Consider the following 25,165-nt stretch of genomic DNA (forward strand, 5'->3'; position numbering starts at 1 on the left):
TGATCAGCCCTGTTCCTTGCGGCTTTCGGGCAGAAGGCCGATACCGCGGGCCAGCCCGTCGGCCGGGTCGCGCAGGCGCGCCTCGGCGCCGTCCACGCGGATCTTGCAGCGCGCGGCGGGATATTCGCCCAGGATCGACAGGACGGTCTCGGTGCGCCCCGATCCGACCAGCCCGGCAAAGCCCAGGATCTCTCCGGCGCGCAGCTGAAAGGACGACACCGGGCCGCCGCGACGCAGCTGCACCTCGACCGCCTCCAGCACGACGGGGGCCGCGGGGTCGCGGGCGGGCTTGGGGGGAAAGCTGTTCTCGATGCGGCGGCCGACCATCATCTCGACCAGGCGGTCGATGGTAACGTCGGCGACATCGGTGCTGCCGACATATTCGCCGTCGCGCAGCACGGTGATGCGGTCGCAGATCTCGAATATTTCGTCCAGGTGGTGAGAGATGAAGACGATGGCCACCCCGGCGGCGCGCAGTTCGCGCATGACCTTGAACAGGTGTTCCGTCTCGGACGGGGTCAGGGTCGCGGTGGGTTCGTCCAGGACCAGGATGCGGGCGTCCAGCGACAGCGCCTTGGCGATCTCGACAAACTGCTGTTCGGCGACCGACAGGCGCGCGATGGGCACGTCCAGCGGCAGGTCGACCTCAAGCCGCCGCAGGATCGCCTGCGCGCGGACCCGCATCGCCTTGCGGTCCAGAAGGCCCAGGGGGCCGCGCATCTCGCGGGCCAGGAACATGTTCTCGACCGCGGTCAGGGCCGGGGATCAGGCTGAATTCCTGGAACACGATGCCGACGCCCGCCGCGATTGCCGCGTCATAGGTGGCAAAGCTGCGCGGCTCTCCATCGATCAGGATCTGGCCGTCCGAGGGCTGGATGATGCCGCTGACGATCTTCATCAGCGTCGATTTCCCGGCGCCGTTCTCGCCCAGAAGGGCGTGCACTTCTCCGGCGCGGACATGCAGGTCCACGCCATGCAGGACCTCGATCCGGCCAAAGCTTTTGCGTATTCCCCTGAGTTCCAGCATCTTGCCCCCTTTCGTTCGGCCGCGCCCCGTCGGGGGCGCGGCCGGGTCCGTCACCAGCTGAAGTCGGCCGCGTTCTCGGCATCGACCGTGCGCACGTCGATCGGCACCTCGGTCGGTACCACGCGCGCGCCCCAGTACTGGGCCAGCGCCATGCCCAGGCCCACGCGGACCTGGTCGCGCGGGAACTGCGCGGTGGTCTGGATGAACGGGCCGCCGTCGGCGATGGCCTTGACCGCCTCGGGGGCGCCGTCGACCGAGGTCAGCTTGATGTCGCGGCCCGACCCCTGGATCGCGGCCAGCGCACCCATCGCACCGCCGTCGTTGACCGAGAAGATGCCGGCTAGATTCTGGTGCGACTGGATCATGTTCTCGACCACGCCCAGGGCGACGGACCGGTCCTGGCGGCCGTTCTGGGTGTCGACCAGGGTGATGCCCTCGTGCTCGGCCAGGGCCTCCTTGCAGCCCTCGACGCGCTGCAGGATCGGCACGACCGGGATGCCGTCTAGGATGGCGACCTCTCCCTGGCCGCCCAGGGCCTCGGCCAGATAGGCGCAGGACTGATAGCCCGCGTCGCGGTTCTTGGAGCCCACGAAGGTGTCGACCGGGCCGTTGGCGTTGGCGTCGACCGCGACCACGATCACGCCCTGGTCCTTGGCCATGCGCACCGCCGATTCGACGCCCGCGCTGTCGGTGGGGTTCAGCAGCAGGATGTCGATGCCCTGCTGCAGCATGTCCTCGACGTCCGAGATCTGCTTGGCCACGTCATGGCCCGCGTCGGTCACGATGACCTCGGCGCCGATCTGGGCGGCGGCCTCGTTCAGGGCCTCTTGCATGGACACGAAATAGGGGTTGTTCATCTCCTGGAACGTCATGCCGATCTTCAGCGTGTCGTCCTGGGCGGCGGCAAGGCCGGCCGAGGCGACAAAGCCCAGCGCGGCGGCGGATACGGTCTTGAGCAAGGTGTTCATCATAGTCCTCCCTTCGATGTGCAGTCGGCAGTCCCCCTCCGGTCGCGGCCCGCATGGGGAACCGCGTCGCGCAGGGTATGGGGTGGTGTGGCGGGTTCAGCTGGCCATGCGGATCGTCTGGTTGGCGGCGAAGGTCGCGCGGAATTCCGACGGCGACATCTTCTTCAGCTTGAGGAAATGGCGGTTGAAGTTCGACAGGTTCGAAAAGCCCACGTCAAAGCAGATATCGGCGACCTTGGCGTCGGGGTCCGACAGCAGCATGTGACAGGCCAGGTCGATCCGCATCTGGTTGCGATAGCGGACCAGCGTGGTCCCGGTATGGCGCTTGAACGACCGCGAGAACGCGCTTTGGCTCTGTCCGGTCAGGTCGGCCAGTTCCGTTTCGCTGACCGCGTCCAGCAGGTTTTCCCGCAGATGGCCCAAGGCGCGGTTCATGTCCGATTCCTCGGCCCGCTGCATGTCCATGACAAAGCTCAGGCTGGCCAGCGTCTGCGCCTTGGGCGCCGTCGCCAGCAGGTCCAGGATCTGGAAGAACAGCCCCAGCCGGCGCACGCCGCGCGCGTCGATCAGCTTGCCCATCAGCGGCATCACCGCACGCGAGGTGTCGTCGTCGAACAGCAGGCCCCGGCGGCTGCGCTCCAGCAGGTGCCGGGCGGATTCCAGCTCGGGGAATGCCCCGCGGGCGGCCTCGATGAAGCTTTCGGGGAACTGGATGACCTTGGTGCGGCAGGGCACGATCTGTCCGGGGCGGATGTCGCTGATCCAGTTCTGGGGCAGGTTCGGTCCGGTCATGATCAGCTGGCCCGGCCCGAATTCGCCGACATGGTCGCCGATATAGAACTTGCCCGAGGTCGCGACGACCAGATGGATCTCGTATTCCGGATGGAAGTGCCAGCGGACCGTGCGGAAGGGATAGCCGTGCTGCCACGCGGCAAAGGATTCACCCTTGCGGATATGGACCAGTTCCAGATCTGGCTGCATCGCGTTCCCCCTCTCCGCGCCAGCACGGCCCGCTGCTGCGATGCCGGCCCTCCAAGGCGCTGGACCTTTGCTAGCACGGGTGGTCGGGACGCGGCCACGACGGCACGGCGAATCTTCAGATACTTTTTTGACACCGGGCGCCGAAAAATCATCATGTCAGCGGGACAGGAACCGCGGTATGAAAATGCTGCCATGCAGCATGGCTGCGCCAGGGCCGCCTTGCCTGATGGGAAATGGCTGCAACCCAAGGCTGCAGCCATTCCAAAACGCCGGGGCGGCGGTCATACTTTTCAGGCGCGTTTCAGTCCGGCATGCGGATCTGGATCTTGACGTCGGTGTCGCGCGCCTCGACCGCGCGGTCGAAGGCGGCGATGCTGTCCGCGAACGGGATCGTGGCCGAGATCAGCGGCGACAGGTCGACCTTGCCCGCCGCGATCAGCGATATCGCGCGGTCATAGACGTTGGCATAGCGGAACACCGTCTCGATGCGCAGCTCCTTGGCCTGCAGGCCGACGATGTCGATCGGCACCGGATCGACCGGCATGCCGACCAGCACGACCGTGCCGCCCGGACGCGCCAGCGCCGGCAGGCCCAGGATCGCGGGGGCCGCCCCGGAACATTCGAAGACGACGTCCGCGCCCCATCCATCGGTGGCCTCGGCGATCGCCTGGGCTGCGGGGGTGGTGCGGATGTTGACGGTCTCGATGCCCGGATAGGCGCCGATGATGTCCAGCTTGGGCTGGGCCAGGTCCGCGACCAGCACCTTGGCGCAGCCGCCGGCCAGCGCCGCCAGCGCGGTCATCATGCCGATGGGCCCGGCGCCGGTGACCAGGCCGATGTCGCCCGGCTGGATACGCGCCCGCAACGCGGCCTGCATGCCGATGGCAAAGGGCTCGACCATCGCGCCCTGCGCGAAGGAGACCTGATCGGGCAGCCGGTAGGTATAGGCCGCCGGATGCACGACCTGCGGCGTCAGGCAGCCATGCACGGGCGGGGTGGCCCAGAACCGCACCGCCGGATCGACGTTGTAGATGCCCAGCTTGGCCGCGCGCGAGGTCGCATTGGGAATGCCGGGCTCCATGCAGACCCTGTCGCCGGGCTTCAGGTGCGTGACCTGGGCGCCGACCTCGACCACGGTGCCCGATGCCTCGTGGCCCAGGACCATCGGCTGCTCGACCACGAAGGGGCCGATCTTGCCGTGGGTATAGTAATGCACGTCCGACCCGCAGATGCCGACCGTATGGACCGCGATGCGCACGTCGGTGGGCGACAGGTCCTGATCCAGCGCGATGTCGCGCAGCGCCAGCTGACCCTTGCGTTCCAGTACCAGTGATGTCGCCATGTCGTCCCCTCCGGTGTTGCGATCCGCTGCCGACAGAACGCCGGGCGCGCGGCGGTGTAAATCCGTCCGGTGGCCGTTCGGCCGTGAAATCTGTGGGAACGGAAAAAAACTATCACCGCAACGACGAGCAGGGATGTTAAAAAACGTGATTTATTGAGATAAATTGTTGCATTGCGCGCATGTTTGTGACTGAGTGCATCCCAATCTGATCAGGGAGAAGCACAGATGTCCGTCCCGTCCCGCTATCGAGTATGCGTCGTAGGCCTTGGGTCCATGGGCATGGGGGCGGCGCTGTCCTGCCTGCGTGCCGGACTGGCCACCAGCGGCATCGACCTGGATGCGGGGCGCCGTGACGCCTTTGCGGCCCAGGGGGCCGAGGGCGTGGCGGATGGCGTCGCGGGCCTCGGCGGCGATTTCGACGCGGTGATCGTGCTGGTCGTGAACGGTGCGCAGGCGCGTCAGGTGATCTTGGGGCAGGGGGGCGTGGCCGACCGCATCGCACCCGGCGGCGCGATCATGGTCAGCTGCACCCAATCGGCCGATGATGCACGCGCCCTGGGCGCCGATCTGGCAGCGCGCGGCATCCTGATGCTGGACGCGCCGGTGTCGGGCGGGGCCGCCAAGGCCGCGCAGGGGGCGATGACCGTGATGGCCTCGGGGCCGGATGCGGCTTTCGACGCGCTGGCCCCGGTGCTGGAGGCGGTGGCCGCCAAGACCTATCGCATCGGTCCGGATATCGGGCAGGGTGCCACGGTCAAGGTCATTCATCAGCTGCTGGCAGGCGTGCACATCGCCGTTGGCGCCGAGGCGATGGCCCTGGCCGCCCGCGCGGGCATCCCGCTGGACACGATGTATGACGTTGTGACCAACGCCGCCGGCAATTCCTGGATGTTCGAGAACCGGATGAAGCATGTGGTCGATGGCGACTACACCCCGACCTCGGCCGTGGACATCTTCGTCAAGGATCTGGGGCTGGTCACGGAAAACCGGGCGCGCCCTGGGCTTTCCGCTGCCCCTGGCCTCGACTGCCTTCGCGATGTTCCAGCAGGCCTCCAACATGGGCCACGGGCGCGAGGATGACAGCGCGGTGATCAAGACCTTCTCGGGCATCACCCTGCCGGAGGGGAAGGCATGAAGATCGGCGTCATCGCGGATGATTTCACCGGCGCGACCGATATCGCCGGTTTCCTGGTCGCGGGCGGGCTGACCACCACGCAGATGATCGGCGTGCCCGATGCCGATGCGCAGGTCGATGCCGATGCGGTGGTGATCTCGCTCAAAAGCCGGTCGAACCCGGCGGCGGAGGCCGTGGCCGACAGCCTGGCCGCGCTGGACTGGCTCAGGGCGCGGGGCTGCGCGCAGATCTATCAGAAATACTGCTCGACCTTCGATTCGACGGCCGAGGGCAATATCGGCCCGGTGGCCGATGCGCTGATGGCGGCCCTGAGCACCGACATCACGGTGATCTGCCCGGCGCTGCCGGTGAACGGGCGCTCGGTCTATCTGGGCCATCTGTTCGTGGGGCAGGACCTGCTGCAAGATTCAGGCATGCGCGATCACCCGATCACGCCCATGCGCGACAGCAGCCTGATCCGGCTGATGGAGGGGCAGGCGCAGGGCCGCTGCGGGCTGGTCGATGCGGCGACCGTCGATCAGGGGCCGCAGGCCGTGCGCGACCGCATCGCCGCGCTGCGGGCCGATGGGGTCCGCTACGTCGTGCTGGACACGATCAGCGACGCGCATCTGGCGACCCTTGGGCAGGCCGTGGCGGACATGGCGCTGGTCACCGGCGGGTCGGGGCTGGGATACGGCATCGCGCGGGCGGTGTCCGGCGGGGCCGATGCGCAGGCGCAGGACGCGGGCGCGCCGCTGGCGGGGCCTGCGGTGGTAATCTCGGGGTCGTGCTCGGTGATGACGAACCGGCAGGTCGCGGCCTATCGCGCGCTGGCCCCGACGCTGGACGTGGATGTGGACCGCTGCCTGGCGGATGCCGAGGCCTATGGCGCCGAACTGGCCGAATGGGTGCTGGTGCAGCCGCAGGGCCGCGCCCCGATGATCACCGCGACCGCCGACCCGGCCCGCCTGCGCGAGATCCAGGGACAGCACGGCGCCGCCGCCTCCGAGGCGGTCGAACGCACCTTCGCCGCCGCCGCCGCGCGTCTGGCGCAGGGCGGCATCACCCGCTTCATCGTCGCGGGAGGAGAGACCTCGGGGTCAGTCACGCAGGCGCTGAAGGTCACGGGCTTTGCCATCGGGCCGCAGATCGCGCCCGGCGTGCCTTGGGTCCGCGCCGTGGACAAGCCGCTGTCGCTGGCGCTGAAGTCGGGCAATTTCGGGGCCGAGACCTTCTTCACCGACGCGCAGGAGGTCCCCGCATGAGCGCCGCCGACCGCATGGTGATGCTGTGCCGCAGCCTGTTCGAGCGCGGCTATTCCGTGGGCGGGGCGGGGAACGTGTCGGTCCGCAATCCCGATGGCGGCTTTACCGTGACCCCCACGGGCAGCAGCCTGGGCCGCCTGTCGGCCGATGCGCTGTCGGTGATCGGCGCGGATGGCGAACCGCTGCCGGGCCCGAAGCCCTCCAAGGAATTCGCGTTCCACCGCGCGCTGTACGATGTGCGGCCGCAGGCGGGGGCGATCGTGCATCTGCATTCGACCTATCTGACGGCGCTGTCCTGCCTGGAGGGGCTGCCCCGCGACAATGCGATTCGGCCCTTCACCCCCTATTACGTCATGCGCATCGGCCACATGCCGGTGATCCCCTATTCCCGCCCCGGATCGCCGCAGATCGGGCTGGATCTGGCCGCCGCCGCGCATGGCAGCAGCGCGCAGGCCTTCCTGCTGGCCTCCCATGGGGTCGTCGTGCTGGGCCGCGACATCGACGATGCCGTGAACAACGCCGAGGAGCTGGAGGAGACCGCCAAGCTGCAGTTCATCCTGCGCGGCGAAAAGCTGCATTACCTGACTGAGGCCGAGATCGCCGAACTGGGCGGAGGATACTGACATGACCCGCATTGCCGCGAACCTTTCGATGCTGTTCACCGACGCGCCCTTTCTGGACCGGTTCGACCGGGCAGGCGCCGCGGGCTTCGACACGGTCGAGTTCCTGTTTCCCTATGACCACCCCATCGAGGTGGTGAAGACCCGGCTGGACCGCAACGGGTTGCGTCTGTCGCTGATCAACGCGCCCGCGGGCGATTGGGCGGCGGGAGAGAGGGGCTTTGCCGCGCGTCCAGGAAAGCGAACCGAGTTCCGCGCCAGCGTGGAGCAGGCGATCACCTATGCCACGGGCCTGGGTTGTCCGCGCATCCACGTGATGTCCGGGATCACCGCCGATGAACCCGACCGCGCCGCCTGCGAGGCGGTCTGGACCGAAAACCTGCGCGAGGCCGCCGACATGGCCGCGGCGGCCGGCCTGTTCATCAGCATCGAGCCGTTGAACAGCCGCGACGTGCCGGGATACTTCATCGCCCATCAGGACCCGACGCTGGCCCTGATCGAACGCCTGGGCCGTCGCAACGTGCTGCTGCAGTTCGACGTCTATCACACCCAGATCATGGACGGCGACATCATCCGCCGGATCGAGCGGTTGAAGGGCGCCTATGGCCATGTCCAGATCGCGGGCGTTCCCGACCGGCACGAACCCGACACGGGCGAGCTGAACTATGCCGAGATCTTCGCGGCCTTCGACCGGACCGGGTTCGAGGGGCCCTTGGGTTGCGAATACAACCCGCGCGGCCGGACCGAGGACGGTCTGGGCTGGGCCGCGCCCTATCTGCGCGCGGTGCCATGATCCCGGCCGAACGCCAGCAGTTCATCCTGTCCTGCCTGGCCGAACGCGACATCGTCAGCATCGCCGACCTGGTGGACCGCCTGGGCGTGTCGCACATGACCGTGCGCCGCGACATCCAGGCGCTGGAGGAGGCGGGGCGCGTGTCCTCGGTCACCGGCGGCGTGCGCCTGTCGCGGAGGTTGGCGCAGGAGCTGCCGCATCTGCAGAAGGCCGCGATGAACACCGGGGCCAAGCGCGCGGTGGGGCAGGCGGCGGCCGATCTGGTCCGCGACGGCATGGTGATCTATCTGGACGCGGGCACGACGCTGTTGGAACTGGCGCGCCAGATCGCCGGGCGGCGGGGGCTGACGGTGGTCACGAACGACTTCGTCATCTGCGCCTGGCTGTCCACGCATTCGGACTGCACGCTTTATCACAGCGGCGGGCTGGTCGAACGCGCGAACCAGTCCTGCGTGGGCGGGGCGGCCTCCGAGGCGCTGGCGCGGTTCAACTATGACATCGCCTTCATCTCGACCTCGTCCTGGACAGTGGCGGGGCTGAGTTCGCCCTCCGAGGCCAAGGGCCCGGTCAAGCGCGTCGCGGTCGATCGCGCGCGGCGCGCCGTGCTGGTGTCGGATTCGACAAAATACGGCGCGGTGGCGGCGATGAACATCCTGCCCGTCTCGGTTTTCGACACGGTCGTGACCGATGCGGGCATCGACGCAGGCGCGGCGGACGCCCTGCGCGAGATGGGGGTGCAGGTGATCCTGGCCCCCGACCTGAAGGGAGAGAGCCTATGACCATCATCGTGACCGGCGGCGCCGGTTTTCTGGGCGCGCGCCTGATCGCGGCCCTACTGGAGGACGGCGCGGACCGCATCGTGTCGCTGGACCGCGTGGCCTGCCCGGTCGATGACGCGCGGGTGGAGAGCCTGGTCGGCTCCATCGACGACGCGGATGCCGTAGCCCGCGCGCTGTCAGGTGGGGCCAACACGGTCTATCACCTGGCCGCCGTGCTGTCGGGCCAGTCCGAGGAGGATTTCGACACCGGCCTGCACATCAATGTCGACGCCACGCGCCTGCTGCTGGAGGCCTGCCGCAAGCTGGACCGCGCGCCGCGCTTCGTCTTCACCAGCTCGCTGGCCGTCTTTGGCGGAGAGATGCCGCAGATCGTGCCGCCGACCATGGCCCTGATGCCGCAATCCTCATACGGCTGCGGCAAGGCCATCGGCGAACTGCTGGTCAGCGAATACAGCCGCAAGGGCTTCGTCGACGGGCTGACCGTGCGCCTGCCCACGATCTGCGTGCGCCCCGGCGCGCCCAATTCGGCGGCCTCCAGCTTTGTGTCGGGGATCATCCGCGAACCGGTTGCGGGGCAGGCGTCGGAATGCCCGGTGCCGCTGGACACGCGGCTGTGGATCAGTTCGCCCGGCGTGGCGGTCACGAACCTGGTCCGCGCGGGCCGCATTCCCGCCGCCGATCTGGGCATCAACCGCGTCATGGACCTGCCGGGCATCACCGCGACCCCGGCCCAGATGCTGGACAGCCTTGAGCGGCTGGTGGGCGTCGAGGCCCGCGCCCGCGTGGCCCTGACCCGCGATCCGCGCGTCGAGGCCATCGTCTGCAGCTGGCCCGGCGCCTTCGACGTGACCCGCGCGCGCGGACTGGGCTTTGGCGCGGATACCGATTTCGACGCGATCCTGCGCCAGTTCCTGGCCGATCGCTGAGCGTTTTCAACTGGAGGCGCCCCATGCCGGGCGCAGTGGAGGAGTAACCCATGGCTGAACCCGGAATGGAGTTCCAGCTGATCGCAGGACTTGGCTTTGCCATCTTCCTGCTGATCTTCCTGGTCGTGAAGACCAAGGTCCACGCGATCATCGCGCTGGTCATCGCCGCGTCCGTGTCGGGCCTGATCGGCGGCATGATGCCCGCCGAGGTGATCAATTCGATCACCACCGGTTTCGGCCGCACGCTGTCCACCATCGGCCTGGTCATCGGCTTCGGCGTGATGATGGGCCGCATCCTGGAGGTGTCGGGCGCGGCCGAGCAGATGGCCTATTCGCTGATCCGGTGGGTCGGGAAGAAGCGCGAGGACTGGGCGATGGTCCTGACGGGCTATATCGTGTCGATCCCGATCTTCTGCGACAGCGCCTTCGTGATCCTGTCGCCGCTGGTCAAGGCGCTGGCGCGGTCCTCGGGCAAGTCGGTGCTGACGCTTGGCATCGCGCTGGCGGGCGGGCTGATGCTGACCCACCATGCCGTGCCGCCGACCCCCGGCCCCCTGGGCGTCGCGGGCATCTATGGCGTCGATCTGGGGCTGATGATCCTGTGGGGCATCGTCTTCACGATCCCCGGCATGGCGGTCATCGTCTTCTATGCCCGCGCCATGGGCCCCCGGATCGAGCGGATGATCCAGACCGACACCGGCGAGGACCTCTCGGCCGCCTATCGTCAGTTCGAGGAGGCCGTGGACGACCGCCAGAAGGTCCTGCCGTCCCTGGGCCTGTCGGTGCTGCCGCTGCTGCTGCCGATCGTGCTGATCTTCCTGAACACCATCGCCACGGCGGTCGTGCGCACCTCGGGCGACCCGGCGCTGGAGACGAACCTGCTGGTGCAGGCGATGTCCTTCTTCGGCAACCCGGTGATCGCGGTGGCCATCGGCCTTCTGGTGTCGATCTATACCCTGCTGCCCGGCCGTCCGCGCGACGAGGTGCTGGGCTACATGGAGCAGGGCGTCGAAAGCGCGGGCATCATCCTGCTGGTGACCGGTGCGGGCGGGGCCCTGGGTTCGGTCCTGCGCGATTCGGGCGCGGGCGACGTGATCGGCCAGGCGGTGGCCGGTCTTGCCATCCCGGCGGTGCTGATCCCATTCGTGATCAGCTCTCTGGTGCGCCTGATCCAGGGTTCGGGTACGGTCGCGATGATCACGGGCGCGTCGATCTCGGCGCCGATCCTGATGAACATGCCGGACGTGAACATGGTCTTTGCCGCCCAGGCCGCGGCCATCGGGTCGATGGTCTTCGGCTATTTCAACGACAGCTACTTCTGGGTCATCAACCGGATGCTGGGCGTCAAGCAGGCCAAGCACCAGATGCTGCTGTGGTCGGTGCCGACCACGCTGGCCTGGGGATCGTCGCTGGCCATTCTGTTGATCTGCAACGCGCTGTTCGGCTAGGGTCGGATCGCTGCCGCACGGTCGACCTTGATCGTGCGGCAAACACTTCCTTAATGGAACCGAAGGTCGCCCTTCGTGTTGCGCTGACGCGCCGCATGGCGGGGCAGCAGCAAAAGGGACGGCGGGACAACATGGATGCTTCGAGTGATCGGCTGGCCCGTCCGGGATGGAACTGCTGGCGGGTCGAACAATCGGGGCGGTTCGCGTTCATCGCCGACGCCGACGAATATTTCCGTGCCGTGCGCCAGGCCATGCTGCAGGCGCGCCACTCGATCCTGATGATCGGTTGGGACTTCGACGCCCGCATCCACCTGGGCGACGCCGCGGACGGCGGCCCCCCGGCCTTGGGCGATTTCGTGATGTGGCTGGCCCGCCGCCGCCCCACGCTGCACGTGCGCCTGCTGCGGTGGGACACCGGTGCCTTCAAGGCGATGTTCCGGGGCAGCACGCTGTTGACGATCCTGCGCTGGAAGATGCATCCGCGCATCACGCTGCGCCTGGACGGCAAGCACCCGCTGGCCAGTTCGCATCACCACAAGATCGTCGTCATCGACGACTGCCTGGCCTTCTGCGGCGGCATCGACATGACCGAGGGCCGGTGGGACACGCGCGAACACAAGGACGACGATCCGCGCCGCACCAGCGCCAGCGGCAAGCTGATGAAGCCTTGGCACGACGCGACCAGCGCCTTTGACGGACCCGCCGCGCGGGCGATGGGCGATCTGGCCCGCGACCGCTGGCGCATCGCCTGCGGCGAGGAGCTGTCGGCGGTCAGCGACGCGTCGGGATGCTGGCCCGACGCGATCAAGCCCACGTTCCGCGACGTGGCGCTGGCCATCGCGCGGACCCGTCCGGACATTCCCGACGTCCAGCCGGCCTACGAGGTCGAGCAGATGTATCTGGACCTGATCGCGCGGGCGAAACGGGTCATCTATGCCGAAAGCCAGTATTTCGCATCCCGCCGCATCGCCCAGGCCATCGCCAAGCGCCTAGCCGAGGACGATCCCCCCGAGATCGTCATCATCAACCCGGTCAGCGCCCAAGGCTGGCTGGAGCCGATGGCTATGGACACCGCCCGCGCCCAGCTGGTCGAGGCGCTGCGCAAGCTGGACCATCGCGACCGGCTGCGCATTTATCACCCGGTGACGGATGCGGGTGCCGAGATCTATGTCCATGCCAAGGTGACGATCGTCGACGACACCTATCTGCGGGTCGGGTCGTCGAACTTCAACAACCGCTCGATGCGGCTGGACACGGAATGCGACGTGATGCTGGCCGCCGAACGTCCGGGTGCCGAGGCGACGCGCGCCACGATCACCGCGCTGCGCGACGACCTGCTGGCGGAACATCTGGCGATGACGCCCGATCAGGTCACGCAGGGCATCAAGGAACATGGCAGCCTGATCGCGATGATCGATGCCAATCGCGGCACGCAGGGGCAGGGCCGCACCCTGATCCCCTACGAGATCCCCGAACTGAGCGGCTTCGAGGCCTGGCTGGCCGAGAACGAGATCCTGGACCCGGAAGGGCCCGACAAGATCTTTGAGCCTTTGGGCAAGCGCAAGGGCCTGATCCGTCGCTGGCACTGGCCAAAGCGGCTGAAATGGCGCCGGCGCAAGTCGGCCTAGTCCTGGTCGGGCCCGGTGGGCAGCCCCTTGCTGAGCCCGGACACGCTGATCCCGTTCAGCAGCCCCGCATCGATGGCCTTGCGGATCGCATGGGGGTTGTCCTCGACCCCCAGGGCGGTGCGCGCCATGCGCAGCCGATAGCGCAGCGCGGTGCGCGAGATGCCAAGCGCTTCGCAGGCCTGGTCATAGGTCATGCCGCAGGCGATCGCCTCCAGCGCGTCGACCAGGATCGGGCGGAGCGAGGCGGTGCGATCGACCATGTCATGCGCGCGTTTCAGCAGGTCGGCCATGCTGGCGATCTCGGCATCCGTGAACTCGCGCTCGCCATGGGACGCCCCGATATAGGACCGCGATTCGGCCGGGCCGTAGGACAGCGCCGCGCCATAGGTCAGGCCGTGATCGCGCGCCTGGCCCATCACGTTCAGCGGATCGGGCAGCAGGCGGGTCAGGGCGCTCCACCGGATCTGGCCCTCGTTCAGGACGCACCACATGACCATCGGGTCGCCGACGCCCAGATTGCAGCGGGTATAGGTCTGGATCCACTGCGAGGGATAGGTCGACACGCGCCTGACCGGGCGCGAATAGCGGATATGCAACCCCAGGGTGAAGCCGCGGGGTGCCAGCACCGACAGGGCATCGTCGATCTGGGCAAGGGCGTGCACGGACATCCGGAAGACACCTGGAACAGCGAAAACGACACGGGGTGAACAGATTTGTTCGCCCATTTAAGAGCAGCCGGCGGGTACGGCAAGGGGGGCTTTCCTGACTGTCGTTGCAGCGGGGCAACATAGCCTTACGGGGCTATAGTCCCGCGGGGTCATTTGCCCTTATGCGATGTCTTGCGCACGTCGTGCCTGTCGGGACGGTTAGCGGGCGCTATGCCCTCATTTCAGTCATGTCAGGATGCCCCTTCGGGGGTGTCCTTTTTTTCATGTCCGACGCGGGCTTGCGCCCGGCGGGGGGATCGCTAGCCTGCGCCCGAAATCGCAAACAGGGAAGTGGTCCGATGGAACGTGTGAAACTGGGCGGCAGCGCGGTCGAGGTCAGCCGGATCTGCCTGGGGACGATGACCTTCGGCAACCAGACCGCCGAGGCGGAGGCCCATGCGCAGATGGATGCCGCCCTGGAGGTCGCGATGACCTTCATTGACTGCGCCGAGATGTATCCCGTGAACCCCGTCCGCCGCGAGACGGTCGGCCTGTCCGAGGAGATCATCGGGCGTTGGCTGGCGCGGACCGGCAACCGCGACCGGGTCGAGATCGCGACCAAGATCACCGGACCCAGCCAGATGGTCCGCGACGGGGCGCCGTTCGACGGGGCGACGGTCACGGCCTGCATCGACGCCTCGCTGCGCCGGCTGCAGACGGACCGGATCGACCTTTATCAGCTGCACTGGCCGGTGCGCGGATCCTATGGGTTCCGGCAGAACTGGGCCTTTGATCCGTCGGGCCAGGACAAGGCGCAGACGCTGGCGCATATGCGCGACGTGCTGGGCGCGCTGTCGGATGCGGTCGATGCGGGCAAGATCCGCGCCGTGGGCCTGTCGAACGAATCGGCCTGGGGCCTGACGCGGTGGTGCGACGTGGCCGATGAGATCGGCGGGCCGCGGATGGCCGCGATCCAGAACGAGTATTCGCCGCTTTATCGTCTCTACGACACCGATCTGGCCGAGGTCGCGGTGAACGAGGACGTCACGCTGCTGTCCTATTCGCCGCTGGCGGCGGGTCTGCTGACCGGGAAATACGCCTCGGGCGCGATGCCCGAGGGCAGCCGCGCGGCGGTCGACAAGGCCACCGGCGGGCAGGGCAACCTGGGTGGGCGCAAGACCGACCGCGGCGTGGCCGCGGCCGAGGCCTATGGCCGCCTGGCTGCGGAGCATGGCTGGGACGTGGTGCACATGGTCATCGCGTGGCAACTGACGCGCCCCTTCAAGGTGGTGCCGATCATCGGTGCCACGACGATGGATCAGCTGCGCCATCTGATCGCGGGACTGGACCGCGATCTGCCTGACGAGCTGCGTCGCGGGATCGAGCGCCTGCACCGCGCCCACCCGCTGCCCTATTGATGTGAACCCGACCGTCTCTATCTTACCGACAGGACGGATGAACACGAAGGACCAGGCATGGCAGGCGATCCCTATGCAGCACTCGGCGTGTCGCGAAGCGCCAGTGCCGATGAGATCAAGAAGGCCTATCGGCGCATCGCGAAGACCGATCACCCGGACCTGAACCAGGATCCGGCTGCCGCCAAGCGGTTCGCGGCGGCCTCGGCGGCTTATGACCTGCTGAAGGATGCCGACCAGCGCCGCCGCTTTGACGCGGGCGAGATCAATGCCCAGGGCCAGGAACAGGCACCCCGCTGGCAGGGTCGTCCGGGGGCGGGCGGCAACCCGTTTGGCGACGCGCCCGGCCATGGCGGCGATCCGGACCTGTCGGATGTCTTCGCGGACCTGTTCGGACAGCGCGCCTCTCCGCGGGGCGGCGGCGGTTTTGGCGGCTTCGGGGGCTTTGGCGGGTTCGGCGGCGGGCGCGCGTCCGACATGCGCGGCCAGGACCTGCGGCTGGCGCTGCAGGTGGATTTCCTGACCGCGGTCCGCGGCGGGCGCAACCGCATCACCCTGCCGCAGGGCGGCACGCTAGAGGTCACCATCCCCAAGGGCGTGCGCGATGGCCAGGTGATCCGCCTGCGCGGCAAGGGCGAACCCGGCATCGGCCGCGGAGAGCCCGGCGACGCCTATCTTGAGGTTCGGGTCGCGGAGCATCCCCAGTTCACGCGCGACGGAGACGACATCCACCTGATCCTGCCGATCAGCCTGGACGAGGCGGTGCTGGGCGGCAAGGTCGCGGCGCCGACCATCGACGGGCCCGTCAACCTGACCATCCCGCGGGGCGCGACCTCGGGGCAGCGGCTGCGGCTGCGGGGGCGCGGCGTGAACGGCGGCGACCAGCATGTCGAGCTGCGCATCGCCATGCCGGCCAAGGTGGACGCCAAGCTGGCGGCGTTCTTCGAGGAATGGCGGCGCGAGAACGCCTATGACCCGCGGCGGGGCATGTCCGAGGCGTCCTGACGCGCGGGCAGAACGGCCATTATGCGGGCGCGGGCATCGGGGGTCATGCGGCCCCAGGCCGCGATCTCGGCCAGGGTTCGGTGGCAGCCGAGACACAGGTTGCGGTCCGCGTCGATGCGGCACAGCTTGATGCAGGGGCTTTCGATCATCGGCGGCTGTCTTTCTGATGCGCGGAGCAGGGTTCGGGTCGCGGGGGACGGGCCGTGCGAAGCCCGGCCCGGACGCTGCCGCTTGGCCCATGGCCGCGCTGCCGCGCGGCGGTCGCGCCCTTATCCATGGGTCGCGATGTGGCGCAGGCGGTCCAAGGCACCCTGCAGGATGTAGCCCGCGGCGACCTGGTCGATGACTTCGGCCCGGCGCTTGCGCGAGGTGTCGCCCTCAAGGAGGGCGCGTTCGGCGGCGACCGTGGACAGGCGTTCGTCCCAGTAGGCGATGGGCAGGTCGGTCAGCCGGGTCATGTTGCGCGCGAAGGCGCGGGTGGCCTGGGCGCGCGGCCCTTCGGAGCCGTCCATGTTGCGCGGCAGGCCCAAGACCAGCCCGGCCAGCCCCCGGTCCGCGATCAGCGTCAGCAGCGCCTGCGCATCCTGGGTGAACTTGGTCCGGCGGATCGTGGTGATGGGGGACGCCACGCCCCGCATGCCGTCGCTGACGGCGACGCCGATGGTCTTGGTGCCCAGGTCCAGCCCGGCCAGCGCGCCGAAGCGGGGCAGGGCGGCGGCGAAATCGGTCATGTCCTCGTGGATCATCCGTCCAGCCCCGCATCGGTCGCGGCCCGTTCGATCGGGGCCAGGGCGTCGGGGGCGCTGCCGAAACGCTGGCGGGCCTCGGTCAGGATCGCGGTCGCCTGGTCGCGCTGGTCCAGCATCGCCAGCGCCGCGATCAGCCGCGCCCATTCCTCGGGAGAGCCGCCCTCCGTCGCCAAGCGCTGCTGCAGGCGGTCGACCATGTCCTGGATCATGCGGGCACGATCCTCGGGGGACAGGTCCTCGGCCGCGGCCAGGGCGTCGGCATCGGGGCCGGGCAGGTCCGCGGCGGGGGGTGCCGGCGCGCGGTATTCGTCATCGCCAGCCAGCCAGGCCAGATCCTGGATCGCGGCGCGGATCGGGGCGATCCAGGGCGCACCCTCGGGGCCCTCGTCCAGCAGGCCGCGCCACAGCGGAAAGGCCCGATCGGGGCGGCCGTTCTGGATCAGCAGGACCCCCTGCAGATAGCGGGCCTGCGGCTGCGTGGGGTCCAGCGTCAGGGCGCGCCGCAGGACGGCCTCGGCCTCGGGGGTGACGACGCCGCCTGCGGCATCGACCATCAGCGTGGCCAGCTGCATCAGCTGGACGGCATCGGCCTGATCGCCGCGCAGGTCGACCAGCCGCTGCTGGGCCGCGCGGGCGGCGGCCAGGTTGCCGAGGCGCATCTCGTTGCTGGCCAGCAGCGCAAGACCCTGCTGGTCGTCCGGGTTGCGCCCGACGGCGTCGCGCAGCTGGTCGATCATCGCCAGGTATTCGGGATCGGCCTGCGACAGGTCGGGCGCGGGACGGGCGGGGGCCGCCGCCTCGGCCTCGGCCTGGGTGGGGCGGTCGCGATAGGCGGCGTCGGCGGCGGCAAAGCGTTCGGCCAGCGGCATGTCGGGGGCGCCCGGCACCCCCTCGCGCAGATACAGCGCCACGGCACCGGCCAGCATCGCGACCAGCGCGACCGCGGGCCAGAGCGCGCGGCCGCCGCGCGTGGCAGGGGCCGACAGCGCGGCGCGACGGTCGGCGTCCAGCACCTTGCGCCCGATCTCGGCGCGCAGGCGCTGCGCGTCGTCGGGGCCGATTACGCCGCGGTCCAGGTCGCGTTCGACCTCGGCCAGTTGGTCGCGATAGACGCGCAGGTCGTAGGCCGCGGCAGGGGCGGCGCCCCCGCGGCCCCGCCGCAGGGGCGACAGGATGGCAAGGGCCGTGATGGCCGTCAGGGCGGCAGCCAGGATCCAGAACATGCGTCACCTCCGGTTGGCCCCGTTCCTAGCGCGGATGGCGGCGGACCGAAAGCGCGCTGCGACAGGGCTGTCCGAATGTCGCATGTCGCATTTCGCCGCGATCTGCCGCAAGCCGCCTTGAGGGTCGGGCCCGCCGCAGCCATGGTGCAGGCAACCCGTTTCCTGAGAGGCACCATGCCCGAAGCCCCCCGCGCCCGACGCTATTCCGTCTTTGCCATCGCCCGCGAGGCGCTGCGTCAGCACAAGGGCTGGACGCGGGCCTGGGCCAGCCCGGAACCGAAATCGCGCTACAAGGTGATCGTGGTCGGTGCGGGCGGGCACGGGCTGGCGACGGCCTATTACTTGGGCAAGAACTTCGGCATCACCGACGTCGCGGTGATCGAGAAGGGCTGGCTGGGCGGCGGCAACACGGGTCGCAACACGACCATCATCCGATCAAACTATCTGCAGGACCCATCGGCGGCGATCTATGAGAAGTCGCGCAGCCTGTACGAAACCCTGTCCCAGGACCTGAACTACAACATCATGTTCAGCCCGCGCGGGCTGATCATGCTGGCCCAGACCGAGCACGAGATCCGCGGCTACAAGCGCACCGTCTATGCCAACAACCTGCAGGGCGTTCAGACCGAATGGCTGGACCCCCAGCAGCTGAAGGCCAAGGTGCCGATCATCAACCTGGACGGGCCGCGCTATCCGGTGCTGGGCGGCCTCTATCAGGCCCGCGGCGGAACTGCGCGCCATGACGCGGTGGCCTGGGGCTATGCGCGGGCCTGTTCCGACATGGGCATGCACATCATCCAGAACTGCGAGGTGACCGGGGTCGAGACCGAGGGCGGCCAGGTCCGCGCCGTCAACACCTCCAAGGGGCGCATCGGCTGCGACAAGCTGGCGATCGTGGTCGCGGGCCATTCCAGCCAGCTGGCGGCCATGGCCGGGTTCCGCCTGCCCATCGAAAGCGTCGCGCTGCAGGCGCTGGTCAGCGAACCGATCAAGCCCTGCATGGACGTGGTCGTGATGGCCAACACCGTCCACGGCTACATGTCGCAATCCGACAAGGGAGAGATGGTGATCGGCGGCGGCACCGACGGGTTCAACAACTTTACCCAGCGCGGCTCTTGGCAGCATGTCGAGGAAACCGTCCGCGCCCTGATCGAGACCTTCCCCATGATCAGCCGCCTGAAGATGCTGCGCCAATGGGGCGGCATCGTCGACATGACCGGCGACCGGTCCCCGATCCTGTCGTCGACCCCGGTGGGCGGCATCTTCGTGAACTGCGGGTGGGGCACCGGCGGGTTCAAGGCGATCCCCGGTTCCGGCTGGGCGATGGCCGAGCTGGTCGCCAAGGGAACGCCGGGTCCGCTGGCCGCCGATTTCGGGCTGAACCGGTTCCGCGAGGGCCGGTTCATCGACGAATCGGTCGCCGCCGGCGTCGCGCATTAGGCGAGGGCGCGCCGATGTTTTCCCGCGACGGAACCCCGGACGCCATCCGCGAATTGCCTTGCCATGACAGGTCCGACCGAAAGGGTTCATCATGGCTGACCGCAACAACAATGGCCTCTACTTCATCGTCGGCGGCATCGTCGTCGTCGTTGCACTGCTGTTCTTCTTCATGTCAGGCGAACCGACCGGCGTTGCCACGACCGACCCGGTCGAAGGCGACACGACCAACATCAGCGTCGACACGCCAGCGGCCGAACCTGCGGCCGACGCCCCTGCCGTCTCTGTCGAAACCGACAGCCCCGCGGCCGTCGACGCCCCTGCCGAACCGGCAACCCCGGCTCCGGCCAACTGATGCCCTGACGCGCGGGACGGCCCGGCCGTCCTGCGCGACCACGGGGGTCCGGGGGCGGTCAGCCCCCGGCCTGCGTCCGACGGCATGTCGGACAGACGGCACCGCCGGCCTGCGCCGCTGCGGTGCCTTTTCGCATCCGCAACTCTCGCACCCCAAGGAAGCCCGATGCTGATCCTGACCTGTCCCTATTGCGGTGTGAACGCCGAGGAAACCGAACTGCATCCCGGCGGAGAGGCGCACCTGGCCCGCATCGGCCCGAACGGCACCGACGAGGAGTTCGAAAGCTACCTGTTCGCGCGCAAGAACGCCAAGGGCGTGCATTTCGAACGCTGGCGCCACGCCTATGGCTGCGGCAAGTGGTTCCTGGCCGCGCGCTGCACCGCCACGCTGCAGGTGTTCGGAACCTATAGGGCGCAGACGCCCCATCCCCCTGCCCAGATTGTGGAGGCGATCCGCAAGGTCCGCCCCGACTGGACACCCGACTGGACCCCCGCCGAAGGCATCGCCGAATGACCCACACGCCCCCCTTCCGACTGCCCGCCGGTGGCCGCCGCATCGACCGTGCCTGGCAGGTGCCGTTCCGCTTTGACGGCCGCCACCTGCGCGGGCTGACCGGCGACACCATCGCCTCGGCGCTTCTGGCCAACGGCCAGATGCTGATGGGCCGGTCCTTCAAGTATCACCGCCCACGCGGTCCCCTGGCCTCGGGCGCCGAGGAGCCGAACGCGCTGCTGGGCCTGGGCCAGGGTGGCCGGTTCGAACCGAACCAGCGCGCCACCACCACGCCCCTGACGCACGGCATGGTCACGCGCAGCCAGAACTGCTGGCCCAGCCTGGATGCCGATGTGGGCGCGGTGAACAACTGGCTGTCGCCTGTCTTTCCGGCGGGCTTCTACTACAAGACCTTCATCCATCCGCGCCCCTTCTGGAAGCACCTGTTCGAACCGATCATCCGCCGCAGCGCGGGCCTGGGCCGGGCGCCGACCGATCCCGATCCCGACCGCTATGAACAGGCCTACGGCTTTGCCGACACGGTCGTGGTCGGCGGCGGCATCGCAGGCCTGACCGCCGCACGCGATGCGGCCGAGGCGGGCGGCACGGTGCTGGTTCTGGAACAGGGCGCCCATTGGGGCGGGCGCACGCCCACCGACCACGACGGCGGACAGGCCGCCATCGACGCGCTGCTGGCCGACCTGCAAGGCCGTGACACCGTCACGCTGCGCCGCAACACCATGGCCACCGGCCTTTACGACCACGGCTATCTGATCGCGCGGGAATCGCTGGCCGATCACGACCCGAACCAGGGCATCCCCCGCCAGCGCCTGTGGCGTATCCGGGCGGGCCGGGTGATCGCCGCGACCGGCGCGCTGGAGCGTCCCTTGTCCTTTGCCTGCAACGACGTGCCGGGCGTGATGCTGGCCAGCGCCGTCCGCGATTTCATCACCGATTACGCCGTGGCACCGGGGCGGCGCATCGTCGTGGTCACGAACAACGACGACGCCTATCGCACCGCCCTGACGGCCCATGCCGCGGGGCTGGAGGTGCCGGCCATCGTCGATGCCCGACCCACCGCCGACGGGGCGCTGCCCCAAGCCGCGCGGGCTGCGGGCATCACTGTCCTGACCGGCACGGCCGTCGCCAAGGTCAAGGGGGGCAAGCATGTCGAGGGAGTGGTGCTGTGTGACCACCAAGGCGACGGCGCGCCGCGCCAGACTGTCGATTGTGACGTGGTGGCCATGTCGGGCGGCTGGTCGCCGGTCGTGCATCTCTATTCGCATTGCGGCGGCAAGCTGACCTGGGACGAGGCGCAATCGATGTTCCGCCCCGACCCCGACCGCCCGCCCCTGGGTGCGGACGGGCAGGGCAACGTGACCGTCGCGGGGGCCGCCAATGGCGATCTGCACTGCGCCGGCGACTTGGAAAGCCCTGCGGGTGCGACCATGCCCGTCTGGGTCATGCCCGCCCGCGCGCCCTACAAGCTGCGCGCCAAGATGTGGCTGGATTTCCAGAACGACGTGAAGGTCACCGATGTTGAACTGGCCGCCCAGGAGGGCTATGCCAGCGTCGAGCACACCAAACGCTATACCACGCTTGGCATGGCGACCGACCAAGGCAAGCTGTCCAACATCAACGGCCTGGCGGTGCTGTCCAACGCGCTGAACCAGCCCATCCAGGCGACCGGCACCACCACGTTCCGCCCGCCCTACACGCCGCTGACCCTGGCCACCATCGCGGCCGAGGCCAAGGACGAGGCCTTCCAGCCGCTGCGCAAGACGCCGATCCACGCCTGGCACGACCGCAACGGCGCCAGCTGGGAGCCGGTGGGCCACTGGCGTCGCCCCTATGCCTATCCCCGCGCGACCGAGGATCGCCACGCCGCCGTCAACCGCGAGATCCTGGCGGTGCGGGCGGGCGTCGGCACGCTGGACGCCTCGACCCTGGGCAAGATCATCGTCAAGGGGCCCGATGCGGGGCGGTTCCTGGACATGCTGTACACCAACATGATGTCCACCCTGCCGGTCGGCAAATGCCGCTATGGCCTGATGTGCAACGAGAACGGCTTCCTGATGGATGACGGGGTCGTTGCGCGCCTGTCCGACGACAGCTGGCTGTGCCATACGACCACCGGCGGCGCGGACCGCATCCATGGGCACATGGAGGACTGGCTGCAATGCGAATGGTGGGACTGGAAGGTCTATACCGCCAACCTGACCGAACAGTTTGCCCAGATCGCCGTGGCCGGACCCAAGGCCCGCGCCCTGCTGGAACGCCTGCCGGGCAGCATCGATCTGTCGGCCGAGGCGCTGCCCTTCATGCAATGGGCCGAAGGCGACATCGCCGGCATCCCCGCCCGCATCTTCCGCATCAGCTTCTCGGGTGAGCTCAGCTATGAGATCGCGGTGCCTGCCAATCGCGGTCTGGAGCTGTGGGAGCGGCTGCACGAGGTCGGCCGCGACCTTGGCATCACCCCCTACGGGACCGAGGCCATGCATGTGATGCGCGCCGAAAAGGGCTTCATCATGATCGGGGACGAGACCGACGGCACCATCATCCCGCAGGATCTGGGGCTGGACTGGGCGATATCCAAAAAGAAGGCCGACTATATCGGCAAGCGCGCCCAACGCCGCAGCCACATGACCGACGGCACCCGCTGGAAGCTGGTGGGGCTGGAGAGCCTGTCCGGCAAGGTCATACCCGACGGCGCCTATGCGGTGGCGGACGGCACGAACGGCAACGGCCAGCGCAAGACCCAGGGGCGCGTCACCTCCAGCTATCACTCGCCGACGCTGGACAAGCCCATCGCGATGGGCCTGGTCCGCCACGGTCCGGCCCGCATGGGGCAGGTCCTGGATTTTCCGATGCCGGACGGTGCGGTGATGCAGGCGCGGATCGTCGATCCGGTCTTCTACGACAAGGAAGGAAGCCGTCAGAATGGCTGAAGCGCTGGCTACCATCACCCCCGTCGCGGGTTTGGGCATGATCACCATCCGGGCCGATCTGGACCGCGCGGGCGACGCCCTGGCCGAGGCCGCGGGCCTGGCGATCCCCGACGCGACCGGCACCGTGACCGACGGCAGCCGCACCCTGGCGTGGATGTCGCCGGACGAGCTGTTGCTGATCCTGCCCGCATCGGACCTTTCCGGCGCGCTGTCGGACCTGACGCAGGCGCTGACGGGTGAACACGGGCTGGTGGCCGACGTGTCGGATGCCCGTGCGGTCTTTGACGTGACGGGCCCCCATGCCGCGGACGTGATCGCAAAATTGGCCCCGGTCGATGCCGCGGCCCTGCCGTCGGGCGTCTTGCGCCGCACGCGCATGGCGCAGACCGCCGCGGCCTTCTGGCGGGTGGACGGCGGGTTCCGCGTGATCGGCTTTCGCTCGACGGCGGATTACCTGTCGCTGATCCTGACCAATGCGGCCATGCCGGGCAGCCAGCTGGCGCCGCGCTGACCACCTTGGCGCAAGGGGGGATCGGAACCCCGGTCCACCCCTTGCGTTGGTCCCCCGAATGCGCGACCGTTCGCGCCGAGCCGAACCAACCCTTTCGAAAGGACCGCAAAATGGCCTTCACCCTTCCCGATCTTCCCTATTCGCATGATGCCCTGGAAGCCGGCGGCATGTCGCGCGAGACGCTGGAGTATCACCACGACAAGCACCACAACGCCTATGTCACCAAGCTGAACGAGCTGGTGGCGGGGACCGAGTGGGAAGGCAAGTCGCTGGAGGATATCGTCAAGGGCACCTACCAGAAGGGCGCCGTGGCGCAGAACGGCATCTTCAACAATGCCAGCCAGCATTGGAACCACGCCCAGTTCTGGGAGATGATGGGCCCGAACCCCGGCCCGATGCCCGCCAACCTGGAAGCCGCGATCAAGGACAGCTTCGGTTCGGTCGAGGAGTTCAAGAAGAAGTTCGCCGAGGCCGGCGTCGGCCAGTTCGGGTCGGGCTGGGTCTGGCTGGTCAAGAATGCCGACGGCAAGCTGGAGATCACCAAGACCGAAAACGGTGTGAACCCGCTGTGCACCGGTCAGACGGCGCTGCTGGGTTGCGACGTGTGGGAGCACAGCTACTACATCGACTTCCGCAACGCGCGCCCCAAGTACCTGGAAAACTTCCTGGACAAGCTGGTGAACTGGGAGAACGTCGCCTCGCGCATGTGAGGTCGGACGCATCGATCGAAAGGCCCGCCCCTTGTGGCGGGCCTTTTGCGTGGCGCCCGCGCCGGCATTGGCATTTCCGCCCATCGCGGTATAAGACCACGGGAACACAGGACAGATCGGCAGGGCGGGCATGGCCAACCAGAGCGACACCTTCATCGACGAAGTCACCGAAGAGCTGCGGCGCGACCGCCTGTACGGGGCGATGCGCCGTTACGGCTGGATCGTGGTACTGGTGATCGTGGCGGTGGTCGGCTTCACCGCGTGGCGCGAATACAGCGCCGCCCAGGACCGCGCCGCGGCGCAGGCCTGGGGCGATGCGATCCTGGCGGCCGAGGCCGAGAACGACCCCGCCGCCGTTCTGGCCGTCGATCCGCGCGGTTCGGCCGGGCGGCAGGCGCTGACCGGGCTGCTGGCCGCGGGCGCGCAGACCGATCCCGATGCCCGCGCACAGGCGCTGCAGGGCGTGGCCGATGCCCAGCCCGACAGCGTGCTGGGAGAGCTGGCGCAGCTGAAGCTGGTGATGGCACAGGGCGCGCAGATGGATGCGGCCGAACGCGACGCCATCCTGACCCGCCTGTCGCGCGCCGGTGCGCCGTTCGAGCTGCTGGCACTGGAACAGAAGGCCGTGGCCCTGATCGGTGCCGGGCGCCCCGAGGATGCGATCACCCTGATCCGCCAGATCCAGGACAAGGACGGCCTGACCGAGGCCTTGCGTCGTCGCCTGTCCGAGATGATGATCGCCCTGGGCGAGACGCCCGAACCGACCGAATAACGGACTGAGA

The 25,165-nt window shown here is 68.5% G+C and carries 25 protein-coding genes and 1 pseudogene; 17 read left to right on the forward strand and 9 right to left on the reverse strand.

Going from position 1 to position 25,165, the window contains the following annotated elements; translation table 11 throughout:
• Nucleotides 1-3: 3 nt before the first annotated feature.
• From F1642_RS16005 to F1642_RS12960, 5 genes are all read right to left on the reverse strand, one after another.
• Nucleotides 4-738: an ATP-binding cassette domain-containing protein gene (locus F1642_RS16005; RefSeq protein ID WP_255522441.1), complete on the reverse strand. Its 735-nt coding sequence runs from the start codon at nt 736-738 to the stop codon at nt 4-6.
• Nucleotides 647-1,027, reverse strand: a complete 381-nt coding sequence (locus F1642_RS16010; protein ID WP_255522442.1) for an ATP-binding cassette domain-containing protein — start codon at nt 1,025-1,027, stop codon at nt 647-649. The genes F1642_RS16005 and F1642_RS16010 overlap by 92 nt, the downstream gene beginning before the upstream one ends.
• 50 nt (nt 1,028-1,077) lie before the next feature.
• Nucleotides 1,078-1,995, reverse strand: a complete 918-nt coding sequence (locus F1642_RS12950; RefSeq protein WP_046001452.1) for an ABC transporter substrate-binding protein — start codon at nt 1,993-1,995, stop codon at nt 1,078-1,080.
• Between the two features lie 96 nt (nt 1,996-2,091).
• A complete protein-coding gene (locus tag F1642_RS12955; protein ID WP_045983349.1) occupies nt 2,092-2,976 on the reverse strand; it encodes an AraC family transcriptional regulator in 885 nt (294 codons plus the stop codon).
• A gap of 301 nt (nt 2,977-3,277) precedes the next feature.
• Nucleotides 3,278-4,318 carry an NAD(P)-dependent alcohol dehydrogenase gene (locus F1642_RS12960; RefSeq protein WP_194886416.1) on the reverse strand — a complete coding sequence of 347 codons (1,041 nt, stop codon included), beginning with the start codon at nt 4,316-4,318 and terminating at the stop codon, nt 3,278-3,280.
• Between the two features lie 225 nt (nt 4,319-4,543).
• On the opposite strand from F1642_RS12960, the pseudogene ltnD reads away from it, so the two are divergent.
• From ltnD to F1642_RS13000, 8 genes and pseudogenes are all read left to right on the forward strand, one after another.
• A pseudogene (ltnD, locus tag F1642_RS12965) lies at nt 4,544-5,453 on the forward strand (L-threonate dehydrogenase).
• Nucleotides 5,450-6,697 carry a 3-oxo-tetronate kinase gene (otnK, locus tag F1642_RS12970; RefSeq protein ID WP_194886417.1) on the forward strand — a complete coding sequence of 416 codons (1,248 nt, stop codon included), beginning with the start codon at nt 5,450-5,452 and terminating at the stop codon, nt 6,695-6,697. The pseudogene ltnD and the gene otnK overlap by 4 nt, the downstream one beginning before the upstream one ends.
• Nucleotides 6,694-7,320: an aldolase gene (locus F1642_RS12975; RefSeq protein WP_194886418.1), complete on the forward strand. Its 627-nt coding sequence runs from the start codon at nt 6,694-6,696 to the stop codon at nt 7,318-7,320. The genes otnK and F1642_RS12975 overlap by 4 nt, the downstream gene beginning before the upstream one ends.
• Before the next feature lies 1 nt (nt 7,321).
• On the forward strand, nt 7,322-8,110 hold the full coding sequence (gene otnI / locus F1642_RS12980) for a 2-oxo-tetronate isomerase (RefSeq protein ID WP_046001287.1): 789 nt from the start codon (nt 7,322-7,324) through the stop codon (nt 8,108-8,110).
• Nucleotides 8,107-8,889: a DeoR/GlpR family DNA-binding transcription regulator gene (locus tag F1642_RS12985; protein ID WP_046001288.1), complete on the forward strand. Its 783-nt coding sequence runs from the start codon at nt 8,107-8,109 to the stop codon at nt 8,887-8,889. The genes otnI and F1642_RS12985 overlap by 4 nt, the downstream gene beginning before the upstream one ends.
• Entirely contained in the window at nt 8,886-9,815 is a 930-nt protein-coding gene (denD, locus tag F1642_RS12990; protein WP_194886419.1) for a D-erythronate dehydrogenase, read from the forward strand. Before F1642_RS12985 ends, denD begins: the two co-directional genes overlap by 4 nt.
• A 50-nt stretch (nt 9,816-9,865) precedes the next feature.
• Complete coding sequence (locus tag F1642_RS12995; RefSeq protein ID WP_206692768.1) at nt 9,866-11,263, forward strand: GntP family permease; 1,398 nt, start codon at nt 9,866-9,868, stop codon at nt 11,261-11,263.
• A gap of 131 nt (nt 11,264-11,394) precedes the next feature.
• Nucleotides 11,395-12,891 carry a phospholipase D-like domain-containing protein gene (locus tag F1642_RS13000; protein WP_045983364.1) on the forward strand — a complete coding sequence of 499 codons (1,497 nt, stop codon included), beginning with the start codon at nt 11,395-11,397 and terminating at the stop codon, nt 12,889-12,891.
• Here the strand turns inward: F1642_RS13000 and F1642_RS13005 are convergent.
• Nucleotides 12,888-13,559 carry an autoinducer binding domain-containing protein gene (locus F1642_RS13005; protein WP_045983358.1) on the reverse strand — a complete coding sequence of 224 codons (672 nt, stop codon included), beginning with the start codon at nt 13,557-13,559 and terminating at the stop codon, nt 12,888-12,890. The two genes, F1642_RS13000 and F1642_RS13005, sit on opposite strands and share 4 nt — an antisense overlap.
• A gap of 338 nt (nt 13,560-13,897) precedes the next feature.
• Here F1642_RS13005 and F1642_RS13010 point away from each other — a divergent pair, with 338 nt between their 5' ends.
• Both F1642_RS13010 and F1642_RS13015 read left to right on the forward strand, forming a co-directional pair.
• Nucleotides 13,898-14,956, forward strand: coding sequence for an aldo/keto reductase (locus tag F1642_RS13010; protein ID WP_194886420.1), 1,059 nt, complete (start codon nt 13,898-13,900; stop codon nt 14,954-14,956).
• A 57-nt stretch (nt 14,957-15,013) separates the two neighbouring features.
• On the forward strand, nt 15,014-15,958 hold the full coding sequence (locus F1642_RS13015; RefSeq protein WP_139599191.1) for a DnaJ C-terminal domain-containing protein: 945 nt from the start codon (nt 15,014-15,016) through the stop codon (nt 15,956-15,958).
• Here F1642_RS13015 and F1642_RS13020 read toward each other — a convergent pair.
• The 3 genes from F1642_RS13020 to ccmI form a co-directional block, all read right to left on the reverse strand.
• Nucleotides 15,922-16,107: a DUF1289 domain-containing protein gene (locus F1642_RS13020; RefSeq protein WP_194886421.1), complete on the reverse strand. Its 186-nt coding sequence runs from the start codon at nt 16,105-16,107 to the stop codon at nt 15,922-15,924. The two genes, F1642_RS13015 and F1642_RS13020, sit on opposite strands and share 37 nt — an antisense overlap.
• Before the next feature lie 120 nt (nt 16,108-16,227).
• Entirely contained in the window at nt 16,228-16,704 is a 477-nt protein-coding gene (ruvX, locus tag F1642_RS13025; RefSeq protein WP_045983362.1) for a Holliday junction resolvase RuvX, read from the reverse strand.
• Nucleotides 16,701-17,930, reverse strand: coding sequence for a c-type cytochrome biogenesis protein CcmI (gene ccmI / locus F1642_RS13030; protein ID WP_194886422.1), 1,230 nt, complete (start codon nt 17,928-17,930; stop codon nt 16,701-16,703). Before ccmI ends, ruvX begins: the two co-directional genes overlap by 4 nt.
• A gap of 174 nt (nt 17,931-18,104) precedes the next feature.
• Here ccmI and F1642_RS13035 point away from each other — a divergent pair, with 174 nt between their 5' ends.
• The 7 genes from F1642_RS13035 (at nt 18,105) to F1642_RS13065 (ending at nt 25,155) form a co-directional block, all read left to right on the forward strand.
• Nucleotides 18,105-19,370: a sarcosine oxidase subunit beta family protein gene (locus F1642_RS13035; protein ID WP_084693896.1), complete on the forward strand. Its 1,266-nt coding sequence runs from the start codon at nt 18,105-18,107 to the stop codon at nt 19,368-19,370.
• 91 nt (nt 19,371-19,461) lie between these two features.
• On the forward strand, nt 19,462-19,722 hold the full coding sequence (locus F1642_RS13040) for a hypothetical protein (RefSeq protein WP_046001296.1): 261 nt from the start codon (nt 19,462-19,464) through the stop codon (nt 19,720-19,722).
• A gap of 165 nt (nt 19,723-19,887) precedes the next feature.
• Nucleotides 19,888-20,235 carry a sarcosine oxidase subunit delta gene (locus F1642_RS13045; protein ID WP_046001297.1) on the forward strand — a complete coding sequence of 116 codons (348 nt, stop codon included), beginning with the start codon at nt 19,888-19,890 and terminating at the stop codon, nt 20,233-20,235.
• Nucleotides 20,232-23,162 carry a sarcosine oxidase subunit alpha family protein gene (locus F1642_RS13050; RefSeq protein ID WP_194886423.1) on the forward strand — a complete coding sequence of 977 codons (2,931 nt, stop codon included), beginning with the start codon at nt 20,232-20,234 and terminating at the stop codon, nt 23,160-23,162. The genes F1642_RS13045 and F1642_RS13050 overlap by 4 nt, the downstream gene beginning before the upstream one ends.
• Nucleotides 23,155-23,673, forward strand: coding sequence for a sarcosine oxidase subunit gamma (locus tag F1642_RS13055; protein WP_194886424.1), 519 nt, complete (start codon nt 23,155-23,157; stop codon nt 23,671-23,673). The genes F1642_RS13050 and F1642_RS13055 overlap by 8 nt, the downstream gene beginning before the upstream one ends.
• A 110-nt stretch (nt 23,674-23,783) precedes the next feature.
• Nucleotides 23,784-24,383, forward strand: coding sequence for a superoxide dismutase (locus F1642_RS13060; protein ID WP_045983614.1), 600 nt, complete (start codon nt 23,784-23,786; stop codon nt 24,381-24,383).
• A gap of 130 nt (nt 24,384-24,513) precedes the next feature.
• On the forward strand, nt 24,514-25,155 hold the full coding sequence (locus F1642_RS13065) for a tetratricopeptide repeat protein (RefSeq protein WP_045983615.1): 642 nt from the start codon (nt 24,514-24,516) through the stop codon (nt 25,153-25,155).
• Nucleotides 25,156-25,165 lie beyond the last annotated feature (10 nt).

The organism is Paracoccus sp. NBH48 (genome assembly GCF_015390265.1).
GTDB lineage: Bacteria > Pseudomonadota > Alphaproteobacteria > Rhodobacterales > Rhodobacteraceae > Paracoccus > Paracoccus marcusii.